Origin of the sequence: Nonomuraea sp. LPB2021202275-12-8, from assembly GCF_037044575.1 — a bacterium.
Classification (GTDB): Bacteria; Actinomycetota; Actinomycetes; order Streptosporangiales; family Streptosporangiaceae; genus Nonomuraea.
On the sequence record NZ_JBAHWD010000009.1, the window covers coordinates 1 to 13,930 of the forward strand.

Below are 13,930 nucleotides of genomic sequence, written 5' to 3' on the forward strand. Positions count from 1 at the left end.
GCAGAGTACAAGCGGATCGGATGGATGTGTCCCGCAGTGGCAACAGACGGTCATAGCCCGGCCCGGCTTGGGCAAGGAGACTGAACGGTGAGAATCGATGTTCTGGGTGTCGGATTCAATTCCGCAGGGCTCAGCAACGGCGTGGCTCGGGCACCGGACGCGTTGCGGCGCGCGGGTCTGATCGCGCGAGCTTCGGCCCGGCATGAAGTCAGTGACGTGGGCGACGTCGAGTTCAGCGAGCCGGTGCCGCAGCGTGGCGAGGTGACGGGACTGCTGGCTGAGGACGCGCTGATTTCCATGATCGGCGGCGTCCGGCAGAGGCTGGGGACGATCCTGGCCGGCGACCATTTCCCGCTGCTGATCGGCGGCGACTGTGCCGTGCTGCTGGGAGCGCTGGCCGCCTGCAGGGCAGTCCACGGTTCTGCCGGCCTGTTGTTCGTAGACGGCCATGAGGATGCGTGGCCGCCGGCGGACTCGACCACCGGCGAGGCTGCGGACTGTGAGCTGGGCCTCATGCTGGGGGTCACGGCGACCGGCCTCCCGGCGGAGTTGGGGTCGATGCTGCGGCCGGAGGCCACCGCTCTGCTGGGCCCTCGTGATAGCGCGGAGCTCATCGACCACGGAATCAGCTCGTTGCGCGGGGCACTGTGGTTCGCCACCGATCGAGACCTCACCGGGCGGATCGAAGCCTCGGTGGCCGATGCCATCGCGACCATAGAGCGGGCCGAATCGCATTGGTGGCTGCATGTCGATCTCGACGTTCTGGCCAGCGACCAGTTGGCCGCCGTTGATTACCCTCAAGTCGGAGGATTGAGCTGGGAGGAACTGACCGAACTCACCGGCATCGCACTCCGGCGACCGGGTTGCGTGGGTTGGTCGATCACCATCTACAACCCAGACCTCGACGAGGACGGGCACCAAGCGCTGCGCATCGTCCGTTACGTCGAAGAAGCGCTGGCGTCCATCGAGATGGTTTCTTCCTGAGTACGCAGGTCAACGGCCCGACATGGCATGACCGGGACGCACTTGCTGGTCATGGCGGAGTTTCTGATCGAGCGTTCATCTGTGACCGAGTGATCTCGGTGTTGACCATGACCAGCAGGGCGCAGCAGCGTGGTGAAGTGAACCGCGTTGATGGGACCTTGGTTGGGGTTCGCCGGGTCTTCAGGGCGGCCAAGCCGTGCTGGACGGGAGTGCGTTCGGCGTTGATGAGCTGGTCGACCTCCTTCTCTGCGGCCGAGAGCGGCCGGCCGCAGGCAGCTATGCGGCCGGTGATGACGACCGGATTGTCAGGGTCGCGTCCAGGCCCACGAAGCCCACATCGCCGATGGCCGCCAGCCAGACATCGCCCAGCCCGCCCTTACCCGGCCTGAAGGGCTTCGGCAGTCACAGTGCCCTCCAACTGAGCCACCGACCCCTGGTAGAGGAGCTAGTGCTGTGACCGGACTCGTTCACCGGGTGCCGCTAGCCGAACGGGCGAGGTCGCAGGATCTTTGGTAGACACGCGTCATGAACTCGCCTACGACTCAGCACCTGCGCATCGTTTCCCCAGTGTTCGCCGTCGAGCAACAGCCGCATGCGGCGTCACCCGGGGACGACTGGGTCGTGCTTGTCCGCGGGCCGGAAGGGCTGACCGTTGTCCGTGCGGTCCGGCCTCTGGAGTCAGGGGAACGGTGGATCGGTTTCTACAGTGGCGCCACCGCCCATGGCCTGGACGTCCCCGGAATGCTGGCGGCGATCGTCACACCGCTGGCAGAGGCGGCGATACCGGTGTTCGTCGCCTCCACCTCCCACGCCGACCTGGTTCTGGTTCCCCAGCAGACAGAGCGGCAGGCCGTCATCGCCCTGGAGGAAGCGGGACACCACGTGGAAAGCGGGGACGGCGAGGCCGGTGAACCTTTCTGGTCACAGCACTAGCCACCGTACTTGCCTGGGCCGGGACCAGGGGCGGACGAAGCCCACATCGCCGACTGGCCGCCAGCCAGACATCGCACAGGCCGCACTTACCCGGCCTGGAGGGCTTCGGCGGTCACAGTGCCCTTCAACTGGGCCACCGGCCCCTGGTAGAGGATCTGGCCGCCGTGCTTGCCTGGGCCGGGACCAAGGTCGATGATCCAGTCTGCGTGCCTGATGACGTCGACGTTGTGTTCGATGACGACGGCGGTGTGGCCTTGGTCCACGAGTTGGTCGAGGATCCGGAGCAGGGTGGCGATGTCGCGCAGGTGCAGGCCTGTGGTGGGCTCATCGAGGACGTAGAGGGTCGGCTCCAGGGTGTTGCGCAGCTCCTTGGCGATCTTGACCCGCTGGCATTCACCGCCGGACAGCGTCGTCAACGGCTGGCCGAGGCGGAGATAGCCGAGTCCTACCTGGTCGAGGTGCTGCAGCGCCTTGCGGATCGCGCTGTCGGGCATCTGCTGGATGGCGCTGCTGATCGTCAGGTCGTCGACGTCGGCGATGGACAGCCCGTTGACCCGGTGGCGGAGCACGTCGCCGGTGAACCGCCGGCCCTGGCAGGTCTCGCAAACGGTCTCCTGACCGTCCATGAAGGCCAGGTCTGTGTAGATGACTCCCAAACCCTTGCAGTCGGGACAGGCGCCTTCGGAATTGGCGCTGAAGAAGCTTGCGGGCAGGCCGCTGTGCTTGGCGAAGAGCTTGCGGATCGGGGTGGCGATGCCGGTGTAGGTGATGGGGGTGGAACGACGGTTGGTGCTGACCGGCCTCTGGTCGATCACGATCGCGCCCTGCTGAGTGACCAGCTCGGTCGCGAGGCTGGACTTACCCGATCCTGCGACACCGGTGAGGACTGTGAGGACTCCGGTGGGGATGTCGACGGTGAGGTTGTCGAGGTTGTTGCGGGTGGCGTTGGCCACCGTGAACGCACCCGTGGCTGCTCGCGGGTCAGTGGTGATCGGCGTCTGCATGGCGAGGGCTGCGGAGGTCGCCGTTCGCGCGGTCTTGAGCTCGTCGAAGCTGCCTTGGAAGACCAGTTCTCCGCCGTCTGCGCCGGCGTCGGGTCCGATCTCGACCATGTGGTCGGCGATGGCCATGACCGCGGGGTCGTGCTCGACGACCAGGACGGTGTTGCCCTGGTCGCGGAGCTGCCGCAGCAGGGTGATCATCGACTTGATGTCGTGCGGGTGGAGGCCCACGGTGGGTTCGTCGAAGACATAGAGCATTTCGATGAGGCTGCTGCCGAGGTGCTTGACGGTCTTGATCCGCTGCGACTCCCCGCCGGACAGGCTGGTGGTGGCACGGCCGAGGTGGAGGTAACCAAGCCCCATCGTGACCATGGCTCCGAGCCGGTCCCGCAGAGCGGCCGCGACAGGCGCGCCAGCCGGGTCGGCTACCTGCTCGACGACGTCGGCGAGTTCGGTGACCTCCATGCGGGCCATTTCTCCGATGGTGTACCCGAGGACGGTGGCGGTGCGGCCGGCCTCGTTGAGCCGGTCGCCGTGGCAGTCATGGCAGATCTCTGCGTGGGTGAACCGGGCGATCGTCTCTTGCTTGCGATCGGAGAGGTTGTCGGAAGTGTGCAGGTAAATCCGTTCGAAGCGCTCCACGATGCCCTCGTAGTCCACGGGAGGCCGGGTGCCCAGGCGTGCGGCGTGTTCACCGCCGTAGAGCAAGGCTTCGCGTTCCCCTTCGGTCCAGTCCCGGAGCGGAGTGTCTGCGTCGAAGCTGCCGATGTCGGCGTACTGGGCGTACCAGTAGCCGCCGTTGCCGAACCCGGGAAGCAGGATGCCTCCCTGGGCGAGCGACTTGTCCAGGTCCAGGAACCGGTCGACGGCGCTCACTACGACTTCGCCCAGCCCAGCGCAGGTCGGGCACATGCCTACCGGGTCGTTGAACGAGAAGTGGTTCGACTCGCCCACATGCGGTGAGCTGATGCGAGAGAACAGCAACCGGAGATAGGTCCAGGCGTCGGTGATGGTGCCGATAGTGGATCGGGCGTTCCCCGCGATTCTGCGCTGATCGACCACCACCACCGGCGACAGTCCCTTGATCTCGTCCGCCTCGGGGCGAGTCCATTTCGGCAGGCGATTACGCGCGAACGGCGGGAACGTCTCGTTCAGTTGGTGTCCGGCCTCTGCCGCGATCGTGTCGAATACGAGCGATGATTTCCCCGACCCTGACACGCCCGCGAACACGACCAATTGGCCGCGGGGGATGTCCACGTCGAGAGACTTCAGGTTGTTGGTCCGAGCACCCCGGATGCGGATCGTTCGCTTCTGCATGCCGGTGAGGCTATGAACAGATGTGGACAGAAACTGACCGCAACATCGATAACACTGGATGCATGGCGGACGTCACCAAACGCATCCTCGCCCTGCTCACCACTCTTCAGACCGGCCGGGCGTTCAGCGGCGACGAGCTCGCCGCACGGCTCGACGTCAGTCCCCGGACCCTACGCCGCGATGTCGACCGCCTCCGCGGCTACGGCTACCCGGTCCAGACCCAGCCTGGCCCTGGTGGCCACTACCGGCTGACCGCGGGCAACGCGATGCCACCGCTTGTGCTCGACGACGACGAGGCGATCGCGACTCTCCTCGGGCTGGCCGCCCTCGCGGCCACTGGCAGCGCCACGGAGGGAAGCGTGGACGAGGCTGCGACCCGCGCCTACGGCAAGGTCGACCAGTACCTGCCGAAGCGCCTGCGGCACCGCGCCACCCAGCTCCGCGCGAGCCTGGAAACCAGCACGTCGCTCGGCCCGAGCACCAGCGCCGACGACCTGTCGACCCTGGCCGACGCCATCCAGCGCCGCCTCGTCGTCACCTTCGACTACAGCGGCAAGGATGGCCCAGCCTCCTCCCGCCGCGTCGAACCCCACCGCCAGATCCACCACCAACAGCGGTGGTACCTCCTCGCCTGGGACGCCCACAAGGGCGACTGGCGCCTCTTCCGTATAGATCGCATCAACCGTCTCCAGACGTCAACCAGCACCTACACGCCAAGGCCGCTGCCCGCCGACACCGCCGTGGACTACCTGCGACAAGGGCTCGGCAAGCACCGCAAACGGGTCGTGCTCACCGTGGACGCGCCTCTCCCTGCGGTCGCCGACGCCCTGAAGTATCAAGATGCCGAACTCGCGGCACTTGAGGACCGTCGCACCAAGGTCGTCCTGATGCTCGACACCTGGGAATGGCTGATCCTGAGCCTCGCCTTCCTGGATGCGGACTTCACCATCCATGAACCGCGCGACTTCCGAACCGCCTGCCAGACCTTCGGCGCACGCCTCCTCGATTGCGGGTGACACCCTCATTCCGCGTCTCGGTGACGTGAACGCGCCGAGGACAGGGACCGGCCCCTTCACAGCAGGAGGAATCCTCTGCTCAGTGCGGTGTTGCCCGGCCTCGTGCCTGTGGTGGACTGATGGGTCGCGGACCTCATCCTCGGGCAGCCGTCGTGAGAAGTCGGGTGAGCCCTGGAAGCAGGGACGGGTGCTGGACGCGGGTGCGGGACGGCCGAGCGCCAGCCTGGGCTAACAATCCTCCGAACCGGGCGCAGACTCGGCAGAGGTCTCCAAAGCAGGCAGGTCCACAGCTCGGCCCTTGGAATCTGGAGGATCGGCACAGCCCTCCGGATCAGGCGTAGGCGTGGCGCGATTCCTGGGATCCGGCGCGTACCGCGGCCTGGGCACAGCGCGAGCGTCTACACGAGGGCTGGGCGCCGAGGGAGCGTCCGCCCGCGACTCGCGCCTCACGCGGACGTCCGCACGAGCATCGGACAAAACGTCAGACGCACCCCGAACCTCCGCACAAGCCTCGGACAAGACGTCAGGCGCACCCCGAACCTCCGCACGAGTCTCGGGCTGAGCAGCGACGTCCGTGAAGGACGTGGCCGGGCCAACTGGTGGAGAGGATTCATGGGAGGAAGGCCGCTCTGCCCCGGTGGGCTTGGGGCGCGGCGGGTCGTTGTCGGGAGCGGGTTGTGGCGCTGTGTTGAGGACGAGCGTGTCCCGGGCTTTGGGGTAGACCGGCGATGCGGTCTTGCGGGTGCGCCAGCCGTTGGCGGCGCGTTCGATGTAACCGGCGGCTGCCAGGGCGCCCAGGGAGCTCAGGGCCGTGTTGAGGTCCACGCCGGCGGAGACCGCTATTGAAGCGGGTCCGGCGCCGCCCCGGGCCGGGACGGCGTCCAGCACCCTTCTCGTCGACGCCGAGAGGGCGTCCCGCGGCAGGGCGGGGGCTCGGAGGGTGGGGGCCAGGTCGTCGCCTATGACACCCACCAGGTCGATCAGCTCTTCCGGAGAGGTTACGCAGACGGCCTTCTGCTCGCGTAGGAGTTTGTGGCAGCCGGCTGACTGGGTGGAGGTGATGGGGCCGGGCACCGCCGCCAGGTGTCGTCCGAGGGACATGGCGTGGGTGGCTGTGTTGAGGGCGCCGCTGCGCAGGGCTGCTTCGACGACGGCCGTGCCTCTGGACAAGGCCGCGATCAGGCGGTTTCTGATGAGGAAGCGGGCTCTGGTGGGGTGGACGCCGGGCGGGCACTCGCTGACGATCACGCCTTGGTCGCGGGCGGCGGCGAACAGGCTGTGGTGCTCCGAGGGGTAGCAGATGTCCGCGCCGCAGGCCAGGACGACGACGGTGGGTGAGTCCGCGGCCAGGGCGCCCCGGTGGACTGCGCCGTCGATGCCGAACGCGCCGCCTGAGACCACCGTCCATCCGGATTCGCTCAGTCCGACGCCGAACTGGGCGGCGACGTGCACGCCGTACGCGGTGGCGGCTCTGGCGCCCACGACCGCCACCGAGCGCAGGCAGGAGAAACGCAGGTCGGCCGTGCCGTGGAGCCAGAGGCCGATCGGCCGGGCAGAGCCCAGCTGGTCGAGTTGGGTGGGCCATTCGGGGTCGCCCGGGATGATGAGCCTGGCTCCGGCCTTGTGCCCTGCCGCCATGTCGGCTGCTGGGTCTGCTGCCGCCAGACGGGCGTGCCAGGTGCTCAGGCGCCGGCCGAGGTCCGCGGGACGCTTCTCGGATCCGTCCTGGGGGGTGAGGGCGGGCGGGAGGGTGCGAGTGCGGACGAACTCCGCCGTCTGCGGGGCGCCGTATCGGGACACGAGGCGGCCCATGACCGTGTCGCCCGCATCGGCCGCGCGCATGAGGGCGGCTCTGGCCTCATGCTCAGGGGTGCTCATGGGTGGCTCCTCCGAGGAAGAAGGTCGTGGGTGACCGCACGACTCGATGGGCTGGGGAAGGCGTCCGCACGAGGTGTGCGTGAGTGGGTCACGTGGTCATCCCGAGCCACAGGGCGAGCGCCGCCGACGTTTCGGCTTCGTCTGGGCGGTCCTTGCCGGCGAGGTCTGCCAGGGTCCAGGCGACTCGCACCACGCGGTCCAGGCCTCGGGCGCTCAGAGTGCCCGAGTCGAGGCAGGTGGTGATCGGTTTCATCGCGGCATCCGCAGGGCGATAGCGCGCGTGGAGTGCCGAGGACGGGATCTCGGCGTTGGTCCGCCATGGAGTGCCGGAGAAGCGTTTGGCGGCTCGTTCGCGAGCCAGCAGGACACGCTCGGCGACGGTCTTGCTCGTCTCGACGAACTGGCGGTCCGCCATCAGCTCACGTCTCGAGGAACGGGCCACGGTGACCTTCATGTCGATGCGGTCGAGCAGGGGGCCCGAGAGCCTGCCCAGGTAGCGGCGCCTGATCGTGGGCGTGCACTGGCAGCTTTCGCGCTGGTCTTGGGGCTGGGCGCAGGGGCAGGGGTTGGCCGCCAGGACCAGGATGAATCTGGCCGGGAAGGTGACGGAACCAGCGGCTCTGGCCACCGTGACCTGGCCTGACTCCAGCGGCTGGCGGAGCGAATCGAGCACGTGGCGGGGGACCTCAGGTGCTTCGTCCATGAACAGCACTCCCCTGTGGGCCAGGGAGACCGCGCCGGGACGTACGACGGTGCTGCCGCCGCCGATGATCGCCGCTGCTGTCGCCGAGTGATGGGGACTGACGAACGGCGGCCTGTCCATCATGGGGCTGTTGGGCGGCAGGACGCCTGCTACGGAGTGGATGGCCGTCACTTCCAGCGCGTGGTCGAGCTCCAGATCCGGCAGCAGTGTGGGCAGGCGCTCCGCCAGGAGGGTCTTGCCGGTGCCGGGTGGGCCCAGCATCCAGAGGTTGTGGTTGCCCGCGGCGCAGACCTCAAGGGCACGGCGGGCCACGGGCTGGCCGACCACGTCCGACAGATCCACGGTCGGCGCAGTGGTCCATTGGCCGGCGACGTCCGGCAGGTCCGCGCTGGGGGCTGTGGCCGGTCGAGGGGGGTCGGGGAGGTCCTGGACGAGGGGCTCCGGCGAGCCGTCTCCCCTGCGCAGCCATTCCACGAGTTGGCGGAGGTCTGCGACCGGCACCACTTTCACATCGGGGACCAGGGCCGCCTCGGCCGCGTTGGCGGCCGGGACCACCACCGTGGCGTCCGCGAACTTGGCCGCGCCGAGGACGGCGGGGAGCACACCCCGCACGGGCCTGAGGCGGCCGTCCAGGCCGAGCTCGCCGAGGAAGAACGGCTCTGCGACCCGGGCGGCGGGGACCACGCCGGCGGCTCCCAGGATCGCCACGGCGATGGCCAGGTCGAACTGGCTGCCCCGCTTGGGCAGGCTTGCCGGGAAGAGGCTCACCGTGATGCGGGCGTCGGGCCATGGGTAGTGACTGTTCACCGTCCTGCGGCTTCACTACCTGCACGTTTGTTCGTATAGGCCACGTGACCTGCAGAGATATGCGTTTACTCGCGTTGAGTGGTGTTGATCGCATTCGATGGTCACACGGCCCAGAGACGGCCCAAGCCCGCTACTCTCCCGCCGCCTTCCTGAGCAGCTCAACTGCCGCATCAGGTCCGCCTACAGCTAGGACTGCTTCGCCGAGCTCGGCCGGCACGATCGCGGCCTGCGGCTTGCCGCGGCTGGTCAAGAAGGACACACGCCGCAAGAGGCGTACGGACGCCAGCAGTTCCGACAAGTTGGCGCGGGCTTCCGCGATGGGGTGTTCGTCCCTCTCGATGTCCATAGAGAAAACCTTACCATCGGGTCTTGATGTACATAAGGGCTCGATGTACAGTCAGGCCATAAGCAAGAGCGAGAGACGCCAGGGGAGACGAAATGGCCACCAGCACCGACACAGACGCCCTCCTGGTGGCACTCGCTGACCTGATCGGAATGAACGTCGAGATGCGGGCCGACTTCCTCGCCCACCAGACCCCCGCGATGCGGGACGGGTTCTGGATGGAGCTGGCGGAGGCCAAGACCCGACTCGGAATCTGACCCACCGCCCGGGGGCACCCGCCCCCAGGGCAAAGCGGACGGGCCAGGTGCTCGAACACCTGACCCGCCCTGAGTCCCACCCCTGCTCTAACCCAGGAGAGAGACCTTGTCTGATCACATCACAGCCCAGGCCGCGACGGACAGCCTGTCCGCCACCACCCAGCCGCTTCCCGAGGCTTGGGCGCGCGACGCCATCGAGGCCGGCAAGCGCGCCGCTGACTCGGTCCGCTTCCAGTACGTCGCCACCATGCGCGCCCTGCAGCGCCAGCGCGAGAGCGGCGAGAGCCCCTACTGGCTGGCCTCGCACCCGTGCCCGCCGTGGTGCCGCAACACCGGCACGCACCTGAGCAGCGACAGTCCCGAGGACCGGGCGCACGACTCAGAAGTGCACGCCGTCCAGTTCGACTCGATGGAGCCGTCCACGGCCTTCGCCGACTTCCGCGCGCCCGAGATGACGTTCCAGCTCACTCTCGCGTTCCGCGAGGTCGAGGCGCGGGTCTTCGTGGAGTTCGAGGGCGAGCACGTCGCGGCGGCCACGCTGGACGAGGCCGAGCGGATCGCCCGATCCATCCTGTCCCTGGTCGAGCAGGCGCGCGGCGGTTGGAGGCCGGCCATCATCCCGTTCGACCACGAGGGCAAGTGCTCGGACATCACCTGCGTGTCCTGCTACCCGCTGCCCGGCCTGTCCACGGGCGAGAGCGCATGAGCGGCGAGCAGCGGCCCGACCGCGTCGTGAACCTTGACCTGGTCGAGCACCTCGATGACAAGGACTGCCTTGTTGAGGTGAACGTGGCCCTCTACAGCGACGACAGGTACGTGCAGGTCATGCTGACCGACCTGGCGGGCGAGACGACCACGATCCGGCTCACGGCCGAGCAGGCCGGCACGGTCGGCTACATCATCCGGACGTTCGACCGGCGCGGTACCCGAGAGTTCGGGGATCTGCTGTCTGAGGGCGCCATCCTGCTTCGGGAGGCGTCGGAGTGATCCGCTTTCTTACCGCGGCCGTGGTGATCCTCCTTGCGGGGGTCGCCGCGGTCGTGTCTTATCGCCACGCTTACGAGGTCGTCATCGCGAACGGCGAGTCCGGGTTCACCGCGGTCTTGGTGCCGCTCACGATCGACGGCCTGATCTTCGCGAGCAGCATGGTCTTGCTCGACGCTGCCCGCCGCCGCCTGCCCGCGCCCAAGCTGGCGTACTTCACGCTCGGTCTGGGCATCCTCGCCACGCTGGCCGCCAACGTGATGCACGGTTGGGCTCACGGGCCTGTCGGTGCGATCGTCGCCGCGTGGCCGGCCGTGGCCCTGGTGCTCTCGTACGAGCTGCTGATGGGGCTGATCCGGAGGTCCACCGTTACAGATGTAACGGTCCAGGCGGCTGTACCTGCAACCGTTGGCGTGAGCCCCACAGTTCAGCCGGAGAGTGTCACCGGTGACACTCTCGAAAGGGTCGAGGTGACCCCCTCGGTCGTGCCTGTCCCTGTGGCCACGGCTGCTGTACCTGCTGCGTTCGCGGGTGTACCTCCGCAGGTCGCGCCCTCACCGGTCGAGGCAGATCGCCACCATGGTGGCGATCTGACAGATCGGGATGTCGACGACCAGGTACAGCCCGAGCCCGCGCATGATCCCGACGCGCCTTACTACCCGCTGGCCCTGAATCACTTCCTGTCCGACGTCGTCCAGGGCGCCACTCCCCCCGTGCGGGCGATCAAGGACGGGTTGAACGTAGGTACAGACCGGGCTCGCCGGCTCAAGTCCTATCTCGGCAAGCTCGTGGAGGTGGCGCAATGACCACGGTTCACATCGCCAAGCCCGACCGCCTGCGGTGGGCGCGAATCCTCGCGATGCGCGTATGCCTCGCCTTGCTGCTCTCGCTGGCCATCTTCGGCCACGTCGTCGTGCTCCTGCTCGGCGCCGTCGACGCGCTCATCACTGCCCGGCTCGGCCTGCCGCGACTGTCGTACAGCAGTCGCCGGCTGGTCGAGGTCGTCTACATCACCTGGAAGGCGAGCCGATGAGCGACCGTTCAGGCCGGGGCCGTATCCCCGAGCTCTCCGGGATTCCGTGGGAAGGCCCGAGCGCCATCACCCGGTATGCGAAGACCGGCCGGGACCTGTGCCGGGACCTCGGCGAAGAGTTCGGCATCGGCTCCGAAGAGCTGTACGCGGTGCTGATCCGCTCCTTCAAGGGTCACCCGGTGCTCGCGCTGCTCGGCGCCCCCGACGTCAAGATGCGCGCTCGACGCGTGGTGAAGCGGTTGAAGCGGGCTGCGGAGCTGCAGAAGGGCGCCGGCGTCGAGCTGGTGAAGTTCCACGCCCAGTTCCGCAAGGAGTTCGTTGACGTGCTCCCCCAGGCCAAGCCTGAGGCGCGCAGGTCCACGTTCAACTGGAAGGACGACGACTGATGGCCGGCCGTACCAAGGACCTGGTCTCCGTCGAGACGGAATCCTCGCTGTCGAAGGTGGCGGCCAAGGAGGTGTCCAAGCTCGTCACCCTCGCGATGCCGTGGGTGGCGTACGTCCTGGTGTTCGGCGTCGGATGCGCGTTCCACTTCATCCTGGACAGCGACGACCCGCAAACGATCGGCTGGACCATGTTCCTGCTGGCCGTGGCCGTGCTGGTGCTGACCGGGGTCACCTTCGGCCAGTCGCACGCCCGCGGCCCGTGGGGCAAGACGCACACCACACTCACGACCTTCCTGGCGGGAGTGTGGGTGTGCGCGGCCACGATCAACGGCCCGACCACGGTCATCACTGGCCGCCTGGTGCTCATCGGCGGATTCACGATCGCGCTCACCTGGAATATTCGAACGGTCATCCGGATGAAGGGCTGGGATCAGCCCGGCGCTATCTCCGACCCGCTCAGCTTCCTGTTCGGTCAGGGAGCTGAGCGGGCGGGGATGCCCGCTATCGAGGCCACCACCACCAAGGCGACCGCCCACAAGGTCGAGGGCGAGGTTCAGCTGGAGCAGGGCCGCCAGGTCGCGGAGGACCTGCAGCGGAAGGTGGGCTACGTGGAGTCGGGCATCGGGCTTCCGCCCGGCTCGATCACCGCGAGCATCGACCCTGACCATGCCGACAAGGCCAAGGTGACCATCAGCGATCCGCGGGTGATGAAGCGCCCGATTGCCTGGGTTGCCCCGTCCCGGCCTGGCCTGTCGATCGCCGACCCGCTCAACATCGGCCTGTGGCAGGACCTCGACGAGGTGGAGTTCGCGCTGCTCGGCTTCCACCTACAGGTCATGGGGCAGAGCGGCGCCGGTAAGAGCATCGGCGGCGCCTGGAACATCCTGGCTGAGGTCGTCACCCGCTACGACGTGGCCGTGTTCGTCGGCGACATCACCAAGGGCCGGCAGACGCTCGGCCCGCTGGAGGAGTCGCTGCACCGGTTCGAGACGACCAAGGCGGGCGTCAAGGCGATGATCCGCGAACTGCAGGCGCGGGTGAAGGAACGCACCGACTATCTGGCGTCCAAGAACCTCACGAAGTGGAAGCAGGGGTGCGGCCTGACGTACTGGCTGATCTGGTTCGAGGAGTTCCCCGACATCTACGACTGCCTGAGCGACAAGGAGCAGGAGCTGTTCCTGTCGATGCTGAAGGCGATCCGGTCGGCGGGCGGCACGATCGTGCTGTCCCTGCAGCGGTCGGACTATTCGCAGATGCCGACGCTGGCCAGAGGCCAGTTGGGCAACATGTGTTTCGGAGTGCAGACCGGGGGCGATGCCTCGTTTGGCCTGTCCGAGCCCCAGCAGGACGCCGGCGCCCGGCCCGAGCTGTGGAGCAACAAGCAGCCCGGCATGGCCTACCTGGACGTGCCCGGCATCGACGACGGCCGGATCGCGATGCCATTGCGCACCTACGCGTGGGGCCTCGACGACAAGGGCGACTTCGACGACGAGCGGGCCAACGCGGCCATGCGCGCCCACAGCGCTCAGTGGCCGGCCGCGGCCAAGCCTGTCGACGCCACCACCGCGGCCCTGTCTCGACTGCACGGCGGCAGCCAGGCGGCTACCGCGCCGGTCGGCCTACTGGAGCGCGACGACGGCCAGGACGACGATGATGAGGAGGTGCAGAACGTGGCCAGGGAGTACCTAGACACAGATGACCCCGATCCGGACGTGACGGCGGACATCGACGACGAGATCCCCGAGCTGGACGAGGGCGAGCCGCCGCTGACGTTCGCCCCGCCTGCCCAGAGCATGACGCCAGAGCAGCGCGGCGCGGCTCTCATGGCTCGTCTGCAAGAGCTGTGGGACGAGGGCGCCCGGGACTTCTCCTCCGGCGCGTTCAAGCCGCTGTGGGAGACCACCGACATCTCGCGGGCGTGGATTCAGAAGCAGCTACGGCGCCTGGTCGAGGCGGGCGTACTGGCGGGCTACGACGAGGCCGCACAGCGCTACCTGATGCCGAACCGCCCGGAGGTGTGATCCTCGTACGGCTGCGCGTGGGAGTCGCGCGCGACCGTTGTTGATCAAGCTGCCACGGGGTGCCACGGTCGGGTGCCACGAGGGGCCACGGAGGGGTGCCACACCGCGTGGCACCCCTTCTGACCTGTAACACCCTCACACGTGGCACCCCAGCCCCTACGCGAGGTGCCACGGGCCCCGCGCACTGGCCTTCTCCAAGGAGGTCTGTGGATCACTCGCGTTACGCGAGGGGTACGCACTAGTGCGTACTGAGGTCCTTCGAGGACC

At 67.8% G+C, this 13,930-nt stretch carries 14 protein-coding genes; 10 read left to right on the plus strand and 4 right to left on the minus strand.

What is annotated here, in order from left to right; all coding sequences use genetic code 11:
* Positions 1-87: 87 nt before the first annotated feature.
* The gene (locus tag V5E28_RS18625) at positions 88-984 is read left to right on the plus strand and encodes an arginase family protein (RefSeq protein ID WP_336208205.1); all 897 of its coding nucleotides are present in this window, start codon (positions 88-90) and stop codon (positions 982-984) included.
* Positions 985-1,551: 567 nt separating this feature from the next.
* Complete coding sequence (locus V5E28_RS18630; protein WP_336208206.1) at positions 1,552-1,917, plus strand: ACT domain-containing protein; 366 nt, start codon at positions 1,552-1,554, stop codon at positions 1,915-1,917.
* 86 nt (positions 1,918-2,003) lie between these two features.
* Here the strand turns inward: V5E28_RS18630 and V5E28_RS18635 are convergent, their stop codons facing one another.
* A complete protein-coding gene (locus V5E28_RS18635) occupies positions 2,004-4,235 on the minus strand; it encodes an excinuclease ABC subunit UvrA (protein WP_336208207.1) in 2,232 nt (743 codons plus the stop codon).
* 62 nt (positions 4,236-4,297) lie between these two features.
* Between V5E28_RS18635 and V5E28_RS18640 the strand changes: the two genes are divergently transcribed.
* Positions 4,298-5,251 carry a helix-turn-helix transcriptional regulator gene (locus tag V5E28_RS18640; protein ID WP_336208208.1) on the plus strand — a complete coding sequence of 318 codons (954 nt, stop codon included), beginning with the start codon at positions 4,298-4,300 and terminating at the stop codon, positions 5,249-5,251.
* A gap of 228 nt (positions 5,252-5,479) precedes the next feature.
* Here V5E28_RS18640 and dprA read toward each other — a convergent pair whose 3' ends face one another.
* From dprA to V5E28_RS18655, 3 genes are all read right to left on the minus strand, one after another.
* Entirely contained in the window at positions 5,480-7,129 is a 1,650-nt protein-coding gene (dprA, locus tag V5E28_RS18645) for a DNA-processing protein DprA (RefSeq protein WP_336208209.1), read from the minus strand.
* Between the two features lie 88 nt (positions 7,130-7,217).
* The gene (locus V5E28_RS18650; protein WP_336208210.1) at positions 7,218-8,639 is read right to left on the minus strand and encodes a YifB family Mg chelatase-like AAA ATPase; all 1,422 of its coding nucleotides are present in this window, start codon (positions 8,637-8,639) and stop codon (positions 7,218-7,220) included.
* Between the two features lie 130 nt (positions 8,640-8,769).
* Positions 8,770-8,985 carry a type II toxin-antitoxin system prevent-host-death family antitoxin gene (locus V5E28_RS18655; protein ID WP_336208211.1) on the minus strand — a complete coding sequence of 72 codons (216 nt, stop codon included), beginning with the start codon at positions 8,983-8,985 and terminating at the stop codon, positions 8,770-8,772.
* A 92-nt stretch (positions 8,986-9,077) separates the two neighbouring features.
* Between V5E28_RS18655 and V5E28_RS18660 the strand changes: the two genes are divergently transcribed.
* The 7 genes from V5E28_RS18660 (at position 9,078) to V5E28_RS18690 (ending at position 13,663) form a co-directional block, all read left to right on the plus strand.
* Entirely contained in the window at positions 9,078-9,239 is a 162-nt protein-coding gene (locus V5E28_RS18660; RefSeq protein ID WP_336208212.1) for a hypothetical protein, read from the plus strand.
* Between the two features lie 106 nt (positions 9,240-9,345).
* Positions 9,346-9,945 (plus strand): DUF6907 domain-containing protein, encoded by a 600-nt coding sequence (locus V5E28_RS18665; RefSeq protein ID WP_336208213.1) that lies wholly within the window; start codon positions 9,346-9,348, stop codon positions 9,943-9,945.
* Positions 9,942-10,226, plus strand: a complete 285-nt coding sequence (locus V5E28_RS18670; protein ID WP_336208214.1) for a hypothetical protein — start codon at positions 9,942-9,944, stop codon at positions 10,224-10,226. The genes V5E28_RS18665 and V5E28_RS18670 overlap by 4 nt, the downstream gene beginning before the upstream one ends.
* Complete coding sequence (locus tag V5E28_RS18675) at positions 10,223-11,029, plus strand: DUF2637 domain-containing protein (protein ID WP_336208215.1); 807 nt, start codon at positions 10,223-10,225, stop codon at positions 11,027-11,029. The genes V5E28_RS18670 and V5E28_RS18675 overlap by 4 nt, the downstream gene beginning before the upstream one ends.
* Positions 11,026-11,256 (plus strand): hypothetical protein, encoded by a 231-nt coding sequence (locus tag V5E28_RS18680; protein ID WP_336208216.1) that lies wholly within the window; start codon positions 11,026-11,028, stop codon positions 11,254-11,256. Before V5E28_RS18675 ends, V5E28_RS18680 begins: the two co-directional genes overlap by 4 nt.
* Entirely contained in the window at positions 11,253-11,642 is a 390-nt protein-coding gene (locus V5E28_RS18685) for a hypothetical protein (protein ID WP_336208217.1), read from the plus strand. Before V5E28_RS18680 ends, V5E28_RS18685 begins: the two co-directional genes overlap by 4 nt.
* The gene (locus V5E28_RS18690) at positions 11,642-13,663 is read left to right on the plus strand and encodes a hypothetical protein (RefSeq protein WP_336208218.1); all 2,022 of its coding nucleotides are present in this window, start codon (positions 11,642-11,644) and stop codon (positions 13,661-13,663) included. The genes V5E28_RS18685 and V5E28_RS18690 overlap by 1 nt, the downstream gene beginning before the upstream one ends.
* Positions 13,664-13,930 lie beyond the last annotated feature (267 nt).

Coding starts and splice junctions, on each gene's coding strand:
- V5E28_RS18635 (WP_336208207.1), bottom strand. CDS start 4,235: ATGCAGAAGCGAACGATCCGCATCCGGGGTGCTCGGACCAACAACCTG.
- V5E28_RS18640 (WP_336208208.1), top strand. CDS start 4,298: ATGGCGGACGTCACCAAACGCATCCTCGCCCTGCTCACCACTCTTCAG.
- dprA (WP_336208209.1), bottom strand. CDS start 7,129: ATGAGCACCCCTGAGCATGAGGCCAGAGCCGCCCTCATGCGCGCGGCC.
- V5E28_RS18655 (WP_336208211.1), bottom strand. CDS start 8,985: ATGGACATCGAGAGGGACGAACACCCCATCGCGGAAGCCCGCGCCAAC.
- V5E28_RS18660 (WP_336208212.1), top strand. CDS start 9,078: ATGGCCACCAGCACCGACACAGACGCCCTCCTGGTGGCACTCGCTGAC.
- V5E28_RS18670 (WP_336208214.1), top strand. CDS start 9,942: ATGAGCGGCGAGCAGCGGCCCGACCGCGTCGTGAACCTTGACCTGGTC.
- V5E28_RS18680 (WP_336208216.1), top strand. CDS start 11,026: ATGACCACGGTTCACATCGCCAAGCCCGACCGCCTGCGGTGGGCGCGA.
- V5E28_RS18685 (WP_336208217.1), top strand. CDS start 11,253: ATGAGCGACCGTTCAGGCCGGGGCCGTATCCCCGAGCTCTCCGGGATT.
- V5E28_RS18690 (WP_336208218.1), top strand. CDS start 11,642: ATGGCCGGCCGTACCAAGGACCTGGTCTCCGTCGAGACGGAATCCTCG.